The organism is Pseudomonas sp. MEJ086, assembly GCF_030209025.1.
Classification (GTDB): Bacteria; Pseudomonadota; Gammaproteobacteria; order Pseudomonadales; family Pseudomonadaceae; genus Aquipseudomonas; species Aquipseudomonas fulva_A.
In genome coordinates this window covers 62329-79889 of the sequence record NZ_JARVSV010000006.1, presented here as the reverse complement: position 1 = coordinate 79889, position 17561 = coordinate 62329, and the positions used below count along the sequence as shown (strand labels likewise).

Annotated in this window: 16 protein-coding genes; 6 read left to right on the top strand and 10 right to left on the bottom strand. The window is 63.0% G+C overall.

Annotated elements, in window-relative coordinates; translation table 11 throughout:
- Positions 1-57 precede the first annotated feature (57 nt).
- From tsaB to ppc, 4 genes are all read right to left on the bottom strand, one after another.
- Entirely contained in the window at positions 58-750 is a 693-nt protein-coding gene (gene tsaB / locus QRN22_RS03740; protein WP_042551809.1) for a tRNA (adenosine(37)-N6)-threonylcarbamoyltransferase complex dimerization subunit type 1 TsaB, read from the bottom strand.
- Between the two features lie 191 nt (positions 751-941).
- A complete protein-coding gene (locus QRN22_RS03735) occupies positions 942-1727 on the bottom strand; it encodes an HAD family acid phosphatase (protein ID WP_042551810.1) in 786 nt (261 codons plus the stop codon).
- A gap of 293 nt (positions 1728-2020) precedes the next feature.
- Positions 2021-2668, bottom strand: coding sequence for an adenylate kinase (gene adk / locus QRN22_RS03730; RefSeq protein WP_042551811.1), 648 nt, complete (start codon positions 2666-2668; stop codon positions 2021-2023).
- A 344-nt stretch (positions 2669-3012) separates the two neighbouring features.
- Complete coding sequence (gene ppc / locus QRN22_RS03725) at positions 3013-5649, bottom strand: phosphoenolpyruvate carboxylase (RefSeq protein ID WP_042551812.1); 2637 nt, start codon at positions 5647-5649, stop codon at positions 3013-3015.
- A 182-nt stretch (positions 5650-5831) separates the two neighbouring features.
- Between ppc and QRN22_RS03720 the strand changes: the two genes are divergently transcribed.
- From QRN22_RS03720 to lptF (QRN22_RS03700), 5 genes are all read left to right on the top strand, one after another.
- Entirely contained in the window at positions 5832-6176 is a 345-nt protein-coding gene (locus QRN22_RS03720; RefSeq protein ID WP_042551813.1) for a hypothetical protein, read from the top strand.
- A gap of 251 nt (positions 6177-6427) precedes the next feature.
- Positions 6428-6862, top strand: a complete 435-nt coding sequence (locus QRN22_RS03715) for a DUF4398 domain-containing protein (RefSeq protein ID WP_042551814.1) — start codon at positions 6428-6430, stop codon at positions 6860-6862.
- A 43-nt stretch (positions 6863-6905) separates the two neighbouring features.
- Positions 6906-7694, top strand: a complete 789-nt coding sequence (gene lptF, locus QRN22_RS03710) for a lipotoxin F family OmpA-related lipoprotein LptF (protein WP_042551815.1) — start codon at positions 6906-6908, stop codon at positions 7692-7694.
- Between the two features lie 471 nt (positions 7695-8165).
- Complete coding sequence (locus tag QRN22_RS03705; protein WP_042551816.1) at positions 8166-8585, top strand: DUF4398 domain-containing protein; 420 nt, start codon at positions 8166-8168, stop codon at positions 8583-8585.
- A 46-nt stretch (positions 8586-8631) separates the two neighbouring features.
- Complete coding sequence (gene lptF / locus QRN22_RS03700) at positions 8632-9420, top strand: lipotoxin F family OmpA-related lipoprotein LptF (RefSeq protein WP_042551817.1); 789 nt, start codon at positions 8632-8634, stop codon at positions 9418-9420.
- 95 nt (positions 9421-9515) lie between these two features.
- On the opposite strand, the gene QRN22_RS03695 is transcribed toward lptF (QRN22_RS03700), so the two are convergent.
- The 5 genes from QRN22_RS03695 to prfB form a co-directional block, all read right to left on the bottom strand.
- A complete protein-coding gene (locus QRN22_RS03695) occupies positions 9516-9836 on the bottom strand; it encodes a PA3694 family proteiin (protein ID WP_042551818.1) in 321 nt (106 codons plus the stop codon).
- 60 nt (positions 9837-9896) lie between these two features.
- Positions 9897-11192, bottom strand: a complete 1296-nt coding sequence (locus QRN22_RS03690) for a flavohemoglobin expression-modulating QEGLA motif protein (protein ID WP_042551819.1) — start codon at positions 11190-11192, stop codon at positions 9897-9899.
- A 130-nt stretch (positions 11193-11322) separates the two neighbouring features.
- Positions 11323-11874: a hypothetical protein gene (locus QRN22_RS03685; RefSeq protein WP_042551820.1), complete on the bottom strand. Its 552-nt coding sequence runs from the start codon at positions 11872-11874 to the stop codon at positions 11323-11325.
- 154 nt (positions 11875-12028) lie between these two features.
- Complete coding sequence (gene lysS, locus QRN22_RS03680) at positions 12029-13531, bottom strand: lysine--tRNA ligase (protein WP_042551821.1); 1503 nt, start codon at positions 13529-13531, stop codon at positions 12029-12031.
- 60 nt (positions 13532-13591) lie between these two features.
- A protein-coding gene (gene prfB, locus QRN22_RS03675; protein ID WP_156152626.1) for a peptide chain release factor 2 occupies positions 13592-14687 on the bottom strand; the annotation gives its coding sequence in 2 pieces (ribosomal slippage) (positions 13592-14614 and positions 14616-14687; 1095 coding nt in all).
- A gap of 163 nt (positions 14688-14850) precedes the next feature.
- Between prfB and QRN22_RS03670 the strand changes: the two genes are divergently transcribed.
- Positions 14851-16503, top strand: coding sequence for a sensor domain-containing diguanylate cyclase (locus QRN22_RS03670; RefSeq protein WP_042551824.1), 1653 nt, complete (start codon positions 14851-14853; stop codon positions 16501-16503).
- Position 16504: 1 nt separating this feature from the next.
- Here the strand turns inward: QRN22_RS03670 and QRN22_RS03665 are convergent, their stop codons facing one another.
- Positions 16505-17536: a diguanylate cyclase domain-containing protein gene (locus QRN22_RS03665; protein ID WP_042551825.1), complete on the bottom strand. Its 1032-nt coding sequence runs from the start codon at positions 17534-17536 to the stop codon at positions 16505-16507.
- Positions 17537-17561 lie beyond the last annotated feature (25 nt).

Here is a 17561-nt window from a genome sequence, read left to right as displayed (position 1 = left end):
CTTGGCAATGCATGGCGGGAAGTTGACGACAAAAGGACGGCTCGTCCGTCGGCAAATTCAGAATCCAGCCGGTGGCGGCATCTTGGGAGTGGCCACCTTGTCACGCAGATAGATCGGCTGCGCCTGGTCGGCAACCACCGCCTCACCCCGCGCCCAGGCGAAACGCGCCAGGCTCAGCAGGTCCTCGGCGTGGGGCAGCATGTCATCATCCCTGGCAGCAACCTGTGCGGCAATACGCGGCGCAAAGGTGCCCCAGCCGGTACCGGCACCGAACCACTCGCCTGCCGCCTCGCTCGGCAGCAGCGCCTGCTCCGGCGCCAGCACGGCCTCGTGACCGACCAGCCGCATCTCGCCCTGCTCGGCGCGGTAACAGCCCCAATAGACCTCATCCATGCGCGCATCGATGGCCGCAGCGACCTGGCTGGCCCCGTGCTCACGAAGCGCGCGTTGCGCCAGCACCGCCAGGTTGGACACCGGCAGCACCGGGCGATCGAGCGCGAACGCCAGCCCCTGAACCACGCCGATGGCGATGCGCACACCGGTGAAGGCACCTGGGCCACGACCGAAGGCGATGGCATCCAGCGCCGACAGTGCGACGCCCTGCTCGCCCAGCAGCGCCTTGATCATCGGCAACAGCCGTTGAGCGTGCATACGCGGGATCACCTCGTAGTGACTCGTCACTCGACCATCGTGCAGCAGGGCGACGGAACAGGCTTCGGTGGCGGTATCGAGGGCCAGCAGAGTGGTCATGGTGATCTGTAGAGGTGGCTGAGCGGGCGGGCATTAAAACGGTTTGATGCGTTTTTTTCCAGCACAGCGGGGCAAACGGCAGGTCCTGCGGCCCATGAGGCGGTGCAACTGAGTGCTACACCACCACGACGATGCCCTGGATGGGCACCGGCAAGCAGCGGGTCAGCCCGCGAGCGGACGGGCTGGCTCGCTTACCACTTCTCGATGACGGGCTTGGCGTCCCAGCCCTTCAGGGGCTCTTTCGACCAGGTGCCATAGCCGGAATTGGGGAACACGATCCACTCGGTGCCCCATTTAGCGGACTCTGCCTCGGCGGTCGCGCGCTGCTCCGCCACCGGCGTCTTGCGGAAACGTGCATCGAAGTCATGCAGGGTGTCACCGAGCAGCATCACGATGCGGTAGTCCTTGGCGACCAGCGCTCGGCGCTCGACCTTGGGCGGTCCGAGCAGCAGCACGCTTTCTGCGCTGACCTGCGGCAGGTCGAGCTTCTTCAGGGCCTTGAGGGTGTAGTCCTTCTGCTCTTGCGAGCGATCCGACACATAGCGGATGGCGACGCCCAGCTTGTCAGCGTGCTCGAGGAATTTCTTGGCACCCGGGATCAATACCGGATTGCCGTCGCGCTCCCAAGGCAGCCAGGTGTCCCAGCCGTCGTAGGTGTGGCAATTGGCAAGGTCACGGGCCAGCAGCGCCGAGTTGTCGATGATGGTTTCATCCACATCGGAAACGATGGCGAGCTTCGAAGGATCTTCCGCCGCAGCCACCGCTGCATCCAGCTTCTCGGTGGCGATGTTGTAAGCCTGCATCTGCAGGGCGCGAACTTCCGCTGATTGCTGCTGATAACGCAACGCCATGGTGAACTGGTCAACCGGGCACTCGCCCTTTTTTTCCAGGGCGTCGTCGGCGAATGCGACGGATGCGCTCAATGCCGAAGCCACGATGGCGATGGGCAAGCAGACGAATCTTCTGTTCTTGGTCATGGAATGCACTCTGATGGGGTGGTTGATGTAAAGCCGCCTTCCTCGAAGCTGTTTCGTGACGGTCGATGAAACCAGCACAGCGGCGCGGATTTCCTGCGCTGCTCAGCCGGGAACGATGGGGCATGCCGAAGATGGCGGCCTGACGCCCGAAAGGCGCGGACCGTACCGATACTAGATAGCCAGGCGCTCGATCCGCGCTCCAGGAACGACACCGGCTTAACCCGCCAAGCCATCGGCATGCCCAGAAACGACAACGGCCCGCAAGCGGGCCGTTGATATCCGGTAAACAGGGCTCAGCTGAGCGCTGCCAGGACCTTGGAGGTGATCTGCTCGACGGAGCCGACACCGGCGATGGCGCTGTATTTCGGCGTGCCTTCGGCAGCCGAAAGCTTCTGGTAGAAATCCACCAGGGGCTTGGTCTGCGAATGGTAGACCGACAGGCGATGACGCACGGTGGCTTCCTTGTCGTCGTCGCGCTGGATCAGATCTTCACCGGTTTCGTCATCCTTGCCAGCGACTTTCGGCGGGTTGTGCTCGGTGTGGTACACGCGACCGGAGTTCGGGTGTACGCGGCGACCGGCGATGCGGCCGACGATTTCCTCGTCATCGACGGCAATTTCGACCACGTGATCGATCTGCACGCCAGCGTCCTTGAGGGCCTGAGCCTGAGGGATGGTGCGCGGGAAGCCGTCGAACAGGAAGCCATTGGCGCAATCGGGTTGAGCGATGCGCTCCTTGACCAGGTTGATGATCAGCTCATCGGAGACCAGGCCACCGGCATCCATCACGCTTTTCGCGGCCAGACCCAGTTCAGTGCCTGCCTTGACCGCTGCACGCAGCATGTCACCGGTGGAGATCTGTGGAATCGAGAATTTCTTGGTAATGAAACCAGCCTGAGTACCTTTGCCGGCACCGGGCGCCCCCAACAGAATCACGCGCATCGATGTGCTCCTCAAGTTCTTGGTAGTGATGGTGGACTCGCCTCGTGGGGCCAATCTCAGAAGGTTTCGGCAGGCCGGCCAGGGGCCGAACTGCCAGAAGGTCGATCAAGATACACAGCGCCCCAATGCCGCACAAGCCATCGAAAGTCGCAGACAAATGCGACCGGGGCCTCATTTCCAGACGACGCCTCGCAGCTTGCATCATATTTTCGCGGCGCCACCATACAACCAAGGTCAAAGCCGAACAGAATTTCCCCGAAAACTGCCACAGAGGACAATCTTCCCAGCTTTTACCGGCAATTTCCGCCTATCGGCGCAGCAATCACCCGCTGCGCCCGATGCCCTCAACCGGTATTGCGCAAACCGGCGGCGATACCCGCCACGCTGACCAGCAACGCCTGCTCCAGAGGGCTTCCCGCCTCCTGCTCGCGCTGCCGCGAGCGGGCCAGCAGCTCGGCTTGCAGCAAGTGCAATGGATCCAGATAGGTATTGCGTACGGTGATGAACTCCAGCGTCTCCGGGCTGTGGGCAAGCAACTGCGACTGCCCGGTGAGACCCAGCACGACACCACCCGCCTGCGACAATAGGTCGCGTAAATGCGCACCCAATGGGTGCAGTTCGGCACTGACCAGACGCTCGTCATACAGCCTGGCGATCGACTCGTCAGCCTTGGCGAGTACCATTTCCAGCATGTCGATGCGCGTGCGGAAGAACGGCCAGTGTTCGCGCATGTCGCGCAGCAACTCGCCCTCGCCGCGCTCCAGAGCTCCGCTCAGGGCGGCTTCCCAGCCCAGCCAGGCCGGCAGCATCAGGCGGGTCTGCGTCCAGGCGAAAATCCAGGGGATTGCCCGCAGGCTTTCCACCCCGCCCTCGCGCCGCTTGGCCGGCCTGCTGCCCAGCGGCAGGCGGCCAAGCTCCTGCTCCGGCGTCGCCTGGCGAAAGTACTCGACGAACTGCGGATGCTCGCGCACCACGCCGCGGTAGGCGACCACGCCGTCGGAAGAAAGCCTGTCCATCTGCGCGCGCCAGGCTGGCTCGGGCGCGGGCGGCGGCAGCAGGGTCGCCTCCAGCACGGCGGCCAGGTAGAGATTGAGGTTCTGCTCGGCGATGTCCGGCATGCCGAACTTGAAGCGGATCATCTCGCCCTGCTCGGTGGTGCGGAAACGCCCGTTCACCGAGCCCGGTGGTTGCGACAGGATCGCCTCGTGGGCGGGACCACCACCGCGGCCCACGGTGCCACCGCGGCCATGGAACAGCAGCAGCTCGACCTGATGCTGACGACAGATCTCCACCAGACTTTCCTGAGCACGGTACTGCGCCCAGGCGGCAGCGGTGGTCCCGGCATCCTTGGCGGAGTCGGAGTAGCCGATCATCACTTCCTGCGGGCCGTGCAAGCTGGCTCGATAGCCCGGCAGCCCCAGCAATTGCTCGATGGCGACCGCTGCGTTATCCAGATCGGCCAGGGTTTCGAACAGCGGCACCACACGCATCGGCCTGCGCAGCCCGGCTTCCTTGAGCAGCAGCTGTACCGCGAGCACATCGGAGGCGGTTCCCGCCATGGAGATGACGTAGGAACCGAGAGACGCCGCGGGCGCGGCCGCGACCTCACGACAGGTCGCCAGCACTTCGGCGGTCTCGCCTGCGGGACGGAAGTCCGCGGGCAATAGCGGACGACGGCTGTTCAGCTCGGTCTGCAGAAAGTGCAGACGCTGTTCTTCATCCCATTCCTGGTAACGGCCAAGGCCCAGATAATCGGTGATCTCACCCAGCGCGGCGGCATGGCGAGTGGCGTCCTGGCGAACGTCCAGGCGTACCAGGAACAGGCCAAAGGTTTTCACCCGACGCAGGAAGTCGAGCAGCGGGCCGTCGGCGATGACGCCCATGCCGCACTCGTGCAGCGAGCGGTAGCAAAGATGCAGTGGGTCGTAGAGGTCGCTGTTGTCCTGCAACACGGCGGCAGGCGGACTGACCGGGCCGGCGAGCGACTCGTGAGCCCAGGTCCGGGTGGCGCGCAAGCGCTCGCGGAGCTGCTTGAGCAGCGCCCGGTAGGGCTCGGCACTGTCGCCACTGCGCGCGCGCAACTCATCGCTGGCCTGCTGCATGGAAAGCTCGGCGGCCAGGCTGTCGATGTCACGCAGATACAGATCGGCGGCCATCCAGCGGGCCAGCAACAGAACCTCGCGGGTCACCTTGGCCGTCACGTTGGGGTTGCCATCCCGATCGCCGCCCATCCACGAGGCGAACCGGATCGGCGCGGCCTCCAGCGGCAGACGGAACCCGGTTTCCCGCAGCAGTGCCTGGTCAGCCTTACGCAGCACGGTCGGCAGGGCGTACCACAGCGAGTTTTCGATTACCGCGAAGCCCCATTTGGCCTCGTCCACCGGGGTCGGGCGCACGCGACGGATTTCCTCGGTGTGCCAGGCCTCGGCGATCAGCCGCTGCAGGCGGCTGGAAATCGCGTCGCGCTCACCTGCGGACAGGTCGCGGTGATCCTGCTCCGCCAGCTGCGCGGCGATGGCATCGTATTTCTGAATCAGGGTGCGCCTGGCGACTTCGGTCGGGTGCGCGGTGAGCACCAATTCGATATCCAGCCGACCGACCTGCCGGGCCAGGGCTTCGCGATCATGCCCACCGGCACGCAGACGCTGCAGCAGCTCGTCCAGTATGCGGTTCTCGAAGGGCTGCGCCTCGCCGGCATCACGTCGGCGCACGCGGTGATACTGCTCGGCGATGTTGGCCAGGTTCAGAAACTGGTTGAAGGCACGGGCGACCGGCAGCAATTCGTCGTCGTGCAGTTGGTCGAGGGTATCGCTCAGCTGTCGAGCCCCGTCCGCCGAACCCTGGCGCGCAGCCTTGGCGCCCTTGCGGATGCGCTCGATCTTGTCGAGGAAAGCATCGCCGTGCTGCTCGCGGATGGTGGTGCCGAGCAACTCGCCAAGCTGGTGAACGTCCTCGCGTAGACGTGCGTCGATTTGCGTCATACCGGTGTGCCTCCGCCGCTGCGTGAACCTGCAGATTGGCCCAGCCTGGCACTGCCTGACAAGCAGCCCTTCGACCAAAGCAGCAGAACGAAGCGCCTATACGCGCCGCCACAGGCGTCAATCGGAACGCAGCCGGAGGGCTCAGGTCTGTAACAGAGAACCCGCCCCACCTCGAGGTACCTATGAAGATCCGCGAACTCGTCCAGCAATGGGAACAGAACGCAACCGGCCGCCTGGTCAGTACGCCTTACCAGGTGCATCTGGATGTGGAGTCGGCCGCGCGCCTGGCGGCACTCGGCCACATGTACCCGAAACGGCGCCCTGAAGAGCTGATCGCCGAGCTGCTCGGTGCCGCTCTGGAAGACCTCGAAGCCAGCCTGCCCTACGTTCAGGGCACTCATGTGGTCGCCACGGACGAAGAAGGCAACCCGGTCTACGAAGACGTCGGCCCTACCCCGCGTTTTCTGGAGCTGGCTCGCCACTACCTGCATGAAATGAATGCCGAGGCCGAGCGAAGCGAGCCCTGATCGAGAACCGCGGCCCTGTCGCCAGATGCCGCGCAAAGCGCCGAGTGGCGCGGCTTTCGACATTTTTCTGGCGACGCGATCCTGGCAACGTGCACTTTTTTGCTGAACGTTTCCTGACTCAGCCAACTCACAGGGTTATGCCGTAATGACCACTGGTCGCCGGAGAAAAACTAACTCAGCCGCTATCGCTCCTGAGTTTCCGGACGGCAGGTGACCATCGTGGAAACCGACTGTTTGCCAGGAATTTACCAATGGAGTTGCACACCATGACCACTAAAACTGCCCCAAACGCTCGTACCAAACTAGCCGGCTGGAAAGTTGCGGCACTGGCTATCGGCAGCAGCTTGCTGCTCGTCGGTTGCGCAGGCACTCCGCCCAGTGAGCAACTGGCTGTGACCAAGTCGGCCGTCAACGAAGCTGTGAGCTCCGGCGGTACCGAATTCGCCGCGGTCGAAACCAAGTCTGCCCAGGACAAACTGAAGCAGGCCGAGCTGGAAGTCATCGAGAAGAACTACGAAGAAGCCAAACGCCTGGCCGAACAAGCCGAGTGGGACGCACGCGTAGCCGTGCGTAAAACCCAGGCAGCCAAGGCTGACAAGGCACTGAAGGATGCCCAGCAGGGTATCGAGGAACTGCGTCAGGAAGGTCTGCGCAGCGCTCAGCCGGCTCCGACCCAAGGTCAGTAACGGCTTCGTCAGACTTCGCCAATTGAATAAAGGATGAACGATCATGCGTAAACAAGTGATGATTCCAGCCCTGCTGGCTCTGAGCGTTGGCCTCGCTGCCTGCTCCACCCAACCGAACGTGAACCTCGAGCAGGCGCGTAGCGGCTATTCCACGCTGCAGACCGACCCGCAAGCGGTAAAGGTCGCGGCACTGGAAACCAAGGATGCCGGTGAAGCGCTGGAAAAAGCCGAACGCGCTTTCCGCGAGAAAGAAGACGAGAAGAAGGTCGACCAGCTTTCCTACCTGGCCAACCAGCGCATCGAAGTGGCGCGTCAGACCATCGCACTGCGCACCACCGAAGCGAGCCTCGAGCAGACGGGCGCCCAACGTGCCCAGGCCCGCCTGGAAGCCCGTGACGCGCAGATCAAGCAACTGCAGAACAGCCTCAACGCCAAGCAGACCGAACGCGGCACTCTGGTCACCTTCGGCGACGTACTGTTCGACCTGAACCGTGCCGAGCTCAAGCCAGGCGGCTTCGCCAACATCGCCAAGCTCGCCCAGTTCCTGCAGGAAAACCCGGATCGCAAGGTAATCGTCGAAGGCTACACCGACAGCACCGGTTCGGCTGACTACAACCAGGGCCTGTCCGAGCGTCGCGCCAACTCCGTACGTGCCGCACTGGTACGTCAGGGCGTAGGTCCGGAGCGCATCGTCGCTCAGGGCTATGGCAAGGAATACCCGGTTGCCAGCAACGCCGACTCTGCCGGCCGCGCTCAGAACCGTCGTGTGGAAGTGACCATTTCCAACGACAACAAGCCGGTTGCTCCTCGCTCGTCCGTAAGCAGCAACTAAGTAGCTGCTGTTGCACCAGAACCCCGCTTCGGCGGGGTTCTGTCGTTTCAGGGGCAGCCGGCACGCGCCCCTGGCGACAGCTTTGCGCCTTGTAGCTCCAGCAAATGGGATCCTGATGACCAACCTCGCCACACGCCCGTAACCCTGCCCCCGCCACGACCAATCGCCCAGCCCTCGAACCCGCGTTTACCACCCGCGACTCACGCCTTCCGTGCCTCCTTCGCCGCGCGACCCGCGAACGTCGCTCGACAGCGCCGAGCAGACTCCAGGCGCCCGAAAATACCGCTCATCGGAGCAAGCAACCACTAATCGGTGAAAACGACCGTTCGTCATGCAATAATGCCCGCCGGTCGACGGATGAACGGTAGCTGCTCGCAGCTATCGGCCTCCGTGGCCCATTTCGATGCGGCAGGTAAACCATCATGGAAATCGACTACCTGCCAGGAAACTACCTATGGAGTTGCATACACCATGAGCACCAAGACTGCTTCAAAAGCGCGCACTCAACTGGCGGGCTGGAAAGCCGCGACACTGGCCGTCGGCAGCGCCCTGATTCTCGCTGGCTGTGCAGGCACCCCGCCCAGCGAGCAACTGGCGGTGACCAAGTCTGCCGTCAATGAAGCCGTGAGCTCTGGCGGAACAGAATTCGCCGCAGTGGAAACCCGCTCCGCCCAGGACAAGCTGAAGCAGGCCGAGCAGAAGGTTTACGAAAAGAAATTCGAGGAAGCCAAACGGCTGGCAGAGCAGGCCGAGTGGGATGCACGCCTGGCGGTTCGCAAGACCCAGGCGGCGAAGGCAGAGAAAGCACTGAAGGATGCCCAACAAGGCATCGAAGAACTGCGTCAGGAAGGCCTGCGCGGCTTCCAGAGCACTCCTGCCCAAGGCCAGTAACAGGTCTGTCGAACAGACCTCGCTAATCGTTAAAGGATGACCAAACATGCGTAATCAACTGATGATCCCCGCCCTGCTGGCCCTGAGCGTCGGCCTGGCAGCCTGCTCGACGAAGCCCAACGTCAATCTGGAACAGGCGCGCAGCAACTTCTCGACCCTGCAAAGCGATCCCAAGGCGATCAAGGTAGCCGCCCTGGAGACCAAGGACGCCGGCGAATTCCTGGAAAAAGCCGAGAAGGCCTATCGTGAAAAGGAAGACCAGAAGATCGTCGATCAGCTGTCTTACCTGGCCAACCAGCGTGTCGAAGTGGCGCGCCAGACCATCGCCCTGCGTACCACCGAGCAGGACCTGCAAAAGACCGCCGCACAGCGCACTCAGGCACGCCTGGAAGCCCGTGAAGCGCAAATCAAGCAATTGCAGAGCAGCCTGAACGGCAAGAAAACCGAACGCGGCACGCTGGTCACCTTTGGTGACGTGCTGTTCGACGTTGGCCGCGCCGAGCTCAAGGCCGGAGGCCTGCACAACATCAACCAACTGGCCGAGTTCCTGCGTGACAATCCCGGCCGCAAGGTTCTGGTCGAAGGCTACACCGACAGCACCGGTTCGGAAGCCCTGAACCTCGACCTGTCGGATCGCCGCGCCAACGCCGTACGCACCGCACTGGTACGCATGGGCGTGGGCCCGGAGCGAATCGTCGCCCAGGGCTACGGCAAGGAATACCCGGTCGCCAGCAATGCCAGCGCCTCTGGCCGTGCCATGAACCGCCGCGTGGAAGTGACCATTTCCAACGACAACAAAGCCGTCGCCCCCCGCTCGTCCTTCCGCAGCTACTAAGCGCAGGCCGAACGAAAGCGAACCCCGCCACGGCGGGGTTCGTCATTTCTGGCTCCGCGAATCTGCGTACAGGGGCGCCCTGCGTCGCCCAGCCCCTAACGATCCGGCGGCATGTCATCGACCATGCAACGCACGGCCTGCCTGCGGTTATCGACCAGTACCCCGCTGAGCCCCTTCTGCTTGAGATCGAACAGCACCAGCACGCCATCGATGCATTGGGCAACCTGGTCGGCTGCCTTCAGCGACACCTTGTAGTCCTCGCCAGGAACGGTCTTGAGCATGGTGAATTCGGACAGCAGCAAGGCATCCTCAGGCTTGGCGAAGTGCAGATAGCCATAGTAGCCGAGCACCATGACAGTGCCGGCGATGCTGCCAATGGCGGTGAGAATCAGGGGAATGGGATTGCGCTCGCTCATAAACCTCTCAGTTGAAGACAAGCTCGTACGGTACGCCCCGGAAAACCGCAGCGGCTGCCCCTAGAGAATGTTGGCGTAGTCGGCTTCGATGCGGTCCAGGCTCAGGTGGTTGAGGAAGTTGGAGAAGCACATCCAGGCCGACAGCGAATTGAGATCACGAAACTGCTGCGGCAGGTACTTGGGTGGGCTCACCAGGCCTTCATCGACCAGTTGACGTAGCGTACGCATATCTTCGAGCGTGGTCTTGCCACAGAACAATAAAGGGATCTGTTCCAGCTTGCCTTTGCGCACGGCGAGCTGAATGTAGTTGTAGATCATGATGAACCCCTTCAGGTAGGACAGATCCTTGGTGAAGGGCAGACCGTTCGGAGCGGAGCCCCGGAACGCGCGACCGGCGTTGCTGTAGCTGTCTTCCAGGCTGAAACCCTGCTCACGGTAGAAATCGCAGACCTGCAGGAAATCCGCGCCCTGCTCGGCCATGTGAATGGCGCGGGTGCGGTTGGTGAGTTTGCGCAGGCGACTGGGGTAGGAGGCGAAGGCGATCACTTCCATGAGGATGGCCAGGCCTTCCTGAGTGACCGTCGACGAGGGTGGCCCCTTGGCCAGGAAGGTGCAAACAGGCTGGTTCTGGCCATTGAGCGTGGTTGCCACGTGCACCAGGCCTTCGTGTACTTCCAGTGCCTTGACGTCGCGCTCGTTGAACATGGCATCGGCGCGGATCTTGATGTAATCGGCACCGGCCGCGGCGTCAGCGAGAATGCCGTCGGACTCGAACACGCGAATGGTGCTGTCGCTCTCGCCGAACACCAGATTCAGCCGGCTCTGCAGCAGCGCGACGGCGTCCTTGGCAGTCAGCGTCTTGGGCTCGTCCTTGAGGTCGCCGCGGCTGTCGATGTTGTTCAGGTAGCCGGAAAACATCAGCCCCAGATCGGCCAGGGTCGGATCACCGGCATGGAAGGCGTCGGACGCCGCGCCGTACAGCTCCTGGGAAATCAACCCGAAATCCGAGGTACCACGGGCTTCCAGCATGCGGATGACCATGCGGTACTCGCGGCACATGCGGCGCATGATCTGCCCCACCGGATTGAACTGGCCGAGCTGGCGGGTGATGTCGCGCTCGATGTTCTGGAACTCCAGCTTCTTGGCGGCCGGATCGAAGGCCAGCGGTCGGCTGTCGTAGTAGCCACGGTCTATCGCCGGCAGCTCCCTGCCCTTGTGCTTGAGAAAGGTCTGGCGAATGGAGTCGTCCCATTTCACCGCATCGAGTACACGGATCGGCGTCTGCGCCTCGACGATACGATCGGACAGCGCGCGCACGACCAGCTGGTAACCGTCGAGTCCTGTGTGGCTGTTCATGGCAATCCTCTTTGCGTTGCTGAAAGTGCCGAATCGACCCGCAGAGCCTGGTCACGACCTTGCCGGACAGCCTCATGCGAGCGTTTTTTCAGCGCTCCAGGGCCGGCGTGCAGCAGATCGTGAGAAGCACTCACGGCCCGGTTCGCTGATAGCGCGCCACCTCGACGAACACATCGGAGTTGGCCGGATCGTTGAGGTACGCGAACACCTGTTCCAGGCCGCTGGAGACCAGTACCCCATCGCCCTGCGGCATCTCCACGGTGCTGCCCTTGAGCTCACCGTTGTCGATGGCCTGGAGGATACGTTCGACGTCGAGGTTGAACAGCACCAGCTCATTGTTGTGGGTCAACTCGAAGCCGCCGATGGCGAAATTCGCGCCCATGCGCTTGGGCACCCCCGCCGACAGGTACCAGCGTCGGCCGTGGTGGGCGACGGTAAAGCTGTAGCTCTGCAGGCTGGCGACGTTGTCGATGCTGTCGGTGTAGGCATCGGCCTTGTAGAGATTGGAGCCCGAACGGCTGATGTCCAGAAAGCGCAGCTCGCCCCACTCGTCGGTGCGTGACCAGGTACCAAGCAGGGGAATCGGCGCTGCTTCGTTGGCCGGGATCGGCTCCTTGAAGGTCACCAGGCAACCGCTCAACAACAGAAACGACAGCACCACCAGTGCACGCCAGGCTTTCATCATGCTCTCCTTGAAACGATCGTGGGACCGCCACGCGCTGATAGTCCATTCCCTCGACGCAGCGCGTCAAGCGTCCAAACCAGTTGTCCATCAACAGGATAGGCGCTGAATCACAGGTAATAAAAAGCCGCCCGAAGGCGGCTCTGGCAAACCCTTAGAGTTCCTGGCGCATGTGCGGGAACAGGATGACGTCGCGGATCGACGGCGAGTTGGTCAACAACATCACCAGGCGATCGATACCGATGCCTTCACCGGCAGTGGGCGGCATGCCGTATTCGAGGGCGCGAACGAAGTCGGCATCGAAATGCATGGCCTCGTCATCGCCTGCGTCCTTGTCGGCCACCTGCTGCTGGAAGCGCTCGGCCTGGTCTTGCGCATCGTTCAACTCGGAGTAGGCGTTGGCGATCTCGCGGCCACCGATGAACAGCTCGAAACGGTCGGTCACACTCGGATCATCGTCGCTGCGACGGGCCAATGGCGAGACTTCGAACGGATAACGGGTAATGAAGTGCGGCTGCTCCAGCTTGTGCTCGACCAGTTCCTCGAAAATCATCACCTGCAGCTTGCCCAGGCCTTCGAAACCGAGCACCTTGGCGCCGGCTTTCTTGGCGATCGCGCGCGCCTTGTCCACGTCTTGCAGGTCGGCGGCGGTGATATCCGGGTTGTACTTGAGAATCGAGTCGAACACCGACAGGCGCACGAACGGCTCACCGAAGTGGAACACCTTGTCGCCGTATGGCACGTCGGTGGTGCCGAGCACGCTCTGCGCCAGCTCGCGGAACAGCTCCTCGGTCAGGTCCATGTTGTCTTCGTAATCGGCATAGGCCTGGTAGAACTCGAGCATGGTGAACTCGGGGTTGTGCCGGGTCGAAACGCCTTCGTTACGGAAGTTGCGGTTGATCTCGAACACCTTCTCAAACCCGCCAACGACGAGCCGCTTGAGGTACAGCTCCGGCGCGATGCGCAGGAACATGGCCATGTCGAGGGCGTTGTGGTGGGTTTCGAAAGGCTTGGCCGCAGCGCCGCCGGGAATGGTCTGCAGCATCGGCGTTTCCACTTCGAGGAAGTTGCGCTCGGCGAGGAAACGACGGATGTGGGCGATCACCTGGGAGCGCACGCGGAAAGTTTCGCGCACGTCTTCGTTGACGATCAGGTCGACGTAGCGCTGGCGATAGCGCTGCTCGGTATCGGTCAGGCCGTGGTGCTTGTCCGGCAGCGGACGCAGCGACTTGGTCAGCAGGCGCACGTCGGTCATTTCCACGTACAGGTCGCCCTTGCCGCTGCGGGCCAGGGTGCCAACGGCGGCGATGATGTCGCCCATGTCCCAGCTCTTCACCGCTGCCAGGGTTTCTTCGGGCAGGGTCTTGCGGTTGACGTAGACCTGAATGCGCCCGCTCATGTCCTGAATGACCATGAAGGAGCCACGGTTGAGCATGATGCGACCGGCAACCTTGACCGGAATGGCAGCGGCTTCGAGCTCTTCCTTGGTCTTGTCGACGTACCGTTTCTGCAGGTCGGCGCAGAGGTTGTCACGACGGAAGTCGTTGGGGAAGGCGTTGCCCTGCTCACGGATGGCAGCAAGCTTTTCCTTGCGCTGGGCAATCAGCTTGTTCTCTTCCTGTTGCAGTTGCTGCTGGTCGGGTTGTTGGTCGCTCATGTTCGTCGGGATTCCATCACGGGGTAGTCGCCGCCCCCACCGGGGCGGAACCAAAAGGTATTACAGGCCTTGTTTCAAGCTGGCTTCGAGGTACTGATCGAGGTCGCCATCGAGAACCTTCTGGCAGTCGCTGCGCTCGACGCCGGTACGCAGGTCCTTGATGCGCGAGTCATCGAGCACGTAGGAGCGGATCTGGTGACCCCAGCCAATATCGGACTTGGTGTCTTCCAGCGCCTGGGAAGCCGCGTTGCGCTTCTGCATTTCCTGCTCGTACAACCGGGCCCGCAGCATTTTCATGGCGGTGTCCTTGTTGGCGTGCTGGGAACGTTCGTTCTGACACGCCACCACGGTGTTGGTCGGCACGTGAGTGATACGTACCGCCGAGTCGGTGGTGTTGACGTGCTGACCACCCGCACCGGAGGAGCGGTAGGTGTCGATACGCAAGTCGGCCGGGTTGATCTCGATCTCGACCTTGTCGTCGATCTCGGGCGACACGAACACCGCCGAGAACGAGGTGTGGCGACGGGCGCCGGAGTCGAACGGACTCTTGCGCACCAGGCGGTGGACACCGATTTCGGTGCGCAGCCAGCCAAAAGCGTACTCGCCCTTGATGTGCACGGTGGCGCCCTTGATACCGGCGACTTCGCCTTCGGACAGTTCGACGATCTCGGCGCTGAAACCGCGCTTGTCGGCCCAACGCAGGTACATGCGCAGCAGGATGTTGGCCCAGTCCTGCGCCTCGGTTCCGCCGGAACCGGCCTGGATATCCAGGTAGCAGTTGTTCGGGTCCATCTCGTGGCTGAACATGCGGCGGAATTCCAGCTTCTCGAGGATTTCGCGCAGGCGTTCGATTTCTGCGGCGACGTCGTCGACGGCGCTCTGGTCGTCTTCTTCGACGGCCATGTCGAGCAGGTCGCGGGAATCGGCCAGGCTGCCGGTCAGGTCGTCGATGGTCTCGACGATCAGCGCCAGCGTGGCACGCTCACGGCCGAGGTTCTGGGCGTATTCCGGCTTGTTCCAGACGTTCGGGTCTTCGAGTTCGCGGTTTACTTCGACGAGACGATCATGCTTGTGATCGTAGTCAAAGATACCCCCGAATGGTCTGGGTGCGCTCGGACAGGTCCTTGATGCTGTTAAGGATCGGGTTGATTTCCATGGCTGGCGGCACTCACAGGTAAAACTTCGGAAAAGCCGACGAGTATACCCGAGTCGCGGTTCTCTGGCAGCACGCCTGGCGTTATCAATCACCCTGCGACGGACCGACGGCCATCTATACTCGAGAGGCTGCCCATCGAGCCGTTGAAGGATCATCGCGCACCATGTTTCGTGCCCAAAGTCTGCGTAGCCGTCTAGCCCTGTCGATCGCCCTGCTGGTGAGCCTGCTGAGTTGGCTGCTTGGCAGCCTGATCAGCCAGGATTCCGCCCAGCGCATTCGCGAGGACGTGGGTCGGGATCTGGCCGAGGTGTCGCACATGATGATCGACCGCCTCGACCGCGACATGCAGAGCCGCGCCAGCATGTTGCAGGTCATCGGCAGCCTGCGCGTACTGCGCCAGCCGGCTGACATCGACGATGTACGCCGCCTGCTGGATCACCTGCAGGGCGAATTCCCCAGCATCGCCTGGATCGGTTTCACCGACACCCGGGGCACGGTGCTGGCCTCCAGCAACCGTGTGCTGGAAGGCGCCAGCATTGCTCAGCGCCCGGTATTCCTGGAGGGTAGCAAGGGCCTGTTCATTGGTGACGTGCACGAGGCCGTGCTGCTGGCCAAACTGTTGCCCAACCCGACGGGCGAGGCGATGAAGTTCGTGGATATCAGCCTGCCGGTGCATGCGGCGGACGGCAGCCTGGTCGGCGTGCTGGCGTCGCACCTGTCGTGGTCATGGGCCGACGAGGTACGCCAGGCGATCCTCAAACCCATCGAGGAGCGTCGGCAGATCGAGTTCTTCGTGGTCGGTCGCGACCGCACCCTGCTGCTGGCCCCCACGGAAATGATCGGCCAGCGCCTGCACCTTCCCGCCATGCAGGACCTGCCGGGCAACACTACCCACTGGGCCGTGCAGCAATGGCCGGACGGCAAACAGTACCTGACCGGCCTGGCGCTCAGCCAGGGCTACCTCGACTATCAGGGCCTGGGCTGGACGGTGGTCGCCCGCCAGTCACTGGCGCAGGCCGATGCACCGGTACAGGCCATCCACACCACCATCGTGCTCTGGGGCGGCGTCCTGGCAGTGCTGTTCGCAGCCTGTGGCTGGCTGCTGGCGACCTACGTCACCCGGCCACTGCGCAGCATCGCCAAGGCAGCGGATCGTCTCGCCAATGGCGAAATCATCGTGATCCCTGAAGTCGACAGCCCGCGGGAAGTCGCCCAGCTCAGCCACTCCATCCGCCATCTGGTGGAAAGCCTGACCCATCAGCACGCCGAGCTCGGTGCCCTGGACAACCGTGCCCACCATGACCCGCTGACCGGCCTGCCGAACCGCGCGGCACTGGCCAGGTACCTGCCGCGGGCAGAGCTGCGTAGCCAGGGAACGCCCTGCGGGCTGGCGGTGCTGTATCTGGACCTGGACGGTTTCAAGCCGGTCAATGATCGCCACGGCCATGCGGTTGGCGACCAGGTGCTGCGTGAGTCGGCCTCGCGTATGCGCGGCTGCCTGCGTGCCGGGGATCTGGTGGTGCGCCTGGGGGGCGACGAGTTCCTGATGATCCTCCAGGTACCGTTCGATGAAGCGGCCGGACAGGCCCGCCAGATGGCCGAGCGAGCTATTCAGACGCTGGGGGCGGTGATCGAGTGGGAGGGCCGAGAATTACAGATCGGCTGCAGCATCGGTGGCGCGCTATGGCCGCAGGATCACGCCAGCCTGGAACAGGTCGTGGAACTGGCGGACCAGGCCCTGTATCGCGCCAAGCAGAACGGCCGCGGTCGTGCGGTATTTCATGGCGAGCCGCAGATCGACAACTCGCCCGTCTGATTCAGGCCAGGGAGCTGGTGTCGTTCACCAGACCGACCTGATCGCGACCCGCCTGCTTGGCCATGTAAAGGCCGCGGTCCGCCAGATTGACCAATTGCAGGGAGGTCTGACCGGCGCGCGGCACCAGGGTAGCGACGCCGAGACTGGTCGTCAGCACCGAGCCAGGTTCGGGCTTGTCGTGGGGAATGCCCAGGTCGGTGACGGCCCGACGAACCTTTTCGGCGAGCAGCCGCGCTCCGCCCGCAGAGGTGCTCGGCAGCACCATGGCGAACTCTTCGCCGCCATAGCGGGCAGGCATGTCGGTGGAGCGGCTGCAGCAGCCGCGCAAGGCTCCGGCAACGCGGCGCAGGGCGTCGTCACCGGCGACATGCCCAAAGCTGTCGTTGAAGCTCTTGAAGAAATCGACGTCGATCATCAACAGTGACATCGGCGTCTGCTCACGCAGGGCGCGGCGCCATTCCATTTCCAGGTATTCGTCGAAGTGCCGGCGGTTGGACAGCCCGGTCAGGCCATCGGAGTTCATCAGGCGCTGCAGCACCAGATTGGTTTCCAGCAACTGCTGCTGGCTTTCACGCAACGCACGGTAGGCTTCATCGCGCTGCTGCAGCGCGGTGTAGGAGCGCGAGTGGTAGCGAATGCGCGCCACCAGTTCGATGGTGTCCGGCAGCTTGACCAGATAATCGTTGGCACCGGAGGCGAAAGCGGTGCTCTTGACGGTCGCGTCGTCCTTGGTCGACAGCACGATGATCGGCACGTCGCGCAGCGAAGGCCGCGCACGGTAGGCGCCCAGCAGCGTCAGCCCATCGACACCGGGCATCACCAGATCCTGAAGGATCACCGTCGGTCGCAACTGTTCGGCCACCGCGACGGCCTGAGTGGGGTCGGAGCAGTAATGAAAGTCGATGCCGCCCTCGCCCAACAGCTCGCGGCGCACGGCCTCGCCGATCATCGCCTGATCGTCGACGAGCAACACCATGACCGCGCCTTCCTTGGGTGAGCCGAGTTCTTCCGTGGAATGTGGGGGGGCTTGCATGTTGGTCTCCAGACCCACCTGGCTT

What these genes read in the sequence shown, in the direction of transcription:
- lysS (WP_042551821.1), bottom strand. Translation starts at nt 13,531, where the DNA reads ATGAGCGACCAACAACCCGACCAGCAGCAACTGCAACAGGAAGAGAAC.
- QRN22_RS03665 (WP_042551825.1), bottom strand. Translation starts at nt 17,536, where the DNA reads ATGCAAGCCCCCCCACATTCCACGGAAGAACTCGGCTCACCCAAGGAA.
- QRN22_RS03720 (WP_042551813.1), top strand. Translation starts at nt 5,832, where the DNA reads ATGAAGATCCGCGAACTCGTCCAGCAATGGGAACAGAACGCAACCGGC.
- tsaB (WP_042551809.1), bottom strand. Translation starts at nt 750, where the DNA reads ATGACCACTCTGCTGGCCCTCGATACCGCCACCGAAGCCTGTTCCGTC.
- QRN22_RS03735 (WP_042551810.1), bottom strand. Translation starts at nt 1,727, where the DNA reads ATGACCAAGAACAGAAGATTCGTCTGCTTGCCCATCGCCATCGTGGCT.
- QRN22_RS03705 (WP_042551816.1), top strand. Translation starts at nt 8,166, where the DNA reads ATGAGCACCAAGACTGCTTCAAAAGCGCGCACTCAACTGGCGGGCTGG.
- adk (WP_042551811.1), bottom strand. Translation starts at nt 2,668, where the DNA reads ATGCGCGTGATTCTGTTGGGGGCGCCCGGTGCCGGCAAAGGTACTCAG.
- lptF (WP_042551817.1), top strand. Translation starts at nt 8,632, where the DNA reads ATGCGTAATCAACTGATGATCCCCGCCCTGCTGGCCCTGAGCGTCGGC.
- QRN22_RS03695 (WP_042551818.1), bottom strand. Translation starts at nt 9,836, where the DNA reads ATGAGCGAGCGCAATCCCATTCCCCTGATTCTCACCGCCATTGGCAGC.
- ppc (WP_042551812.1), bottom strand. Translation starts at nt 5,649, where the DNA reads ATGACGCAAATCGACGCACGTCTACGCGAGGACGTTCACCAGCTTGGC.
- QRN22_RS03690 (WP_042551819.1), bottom strand. Translation starts at nt 11,192, where the DNA reads ATGAACAGCCACACAGGACTCGACGGTTACCAGCTGGTCGTGCGCGCG.
- QRN22_RS03670 (WP_042551824.1), top strand. Translation starts at nt 14,851, where the DNA reads ATGTTTCGTGCCCAAAGTCTGCGTAGCCGTCTAGCCCTGTCGATCGCC.
- lptF (WP_042551815.1), top strand. Translation starts at nt 6,906, where the DNA reads ATGCGTAAACAAGTGATGATTCCAGCCCTGCTGGCTCTGAGCGTTGGC.
- QRN22_RS03685 (WP_042551820.1), bottom strand. Translation starts at nt 11,874, where the DNA reads ATGAAAGCCTGGCGTGCACTGGTGGTGCTGTCGTTTCTGTTGTTGAGC.
- QRN22_RS03715 (WP_042551814.1), top strand. Translation starts at nt 6,428, where the DNA reads ATGGAGTTGCACACCATGACCACTAAAACTGCCCCAAACGCTCGTACC.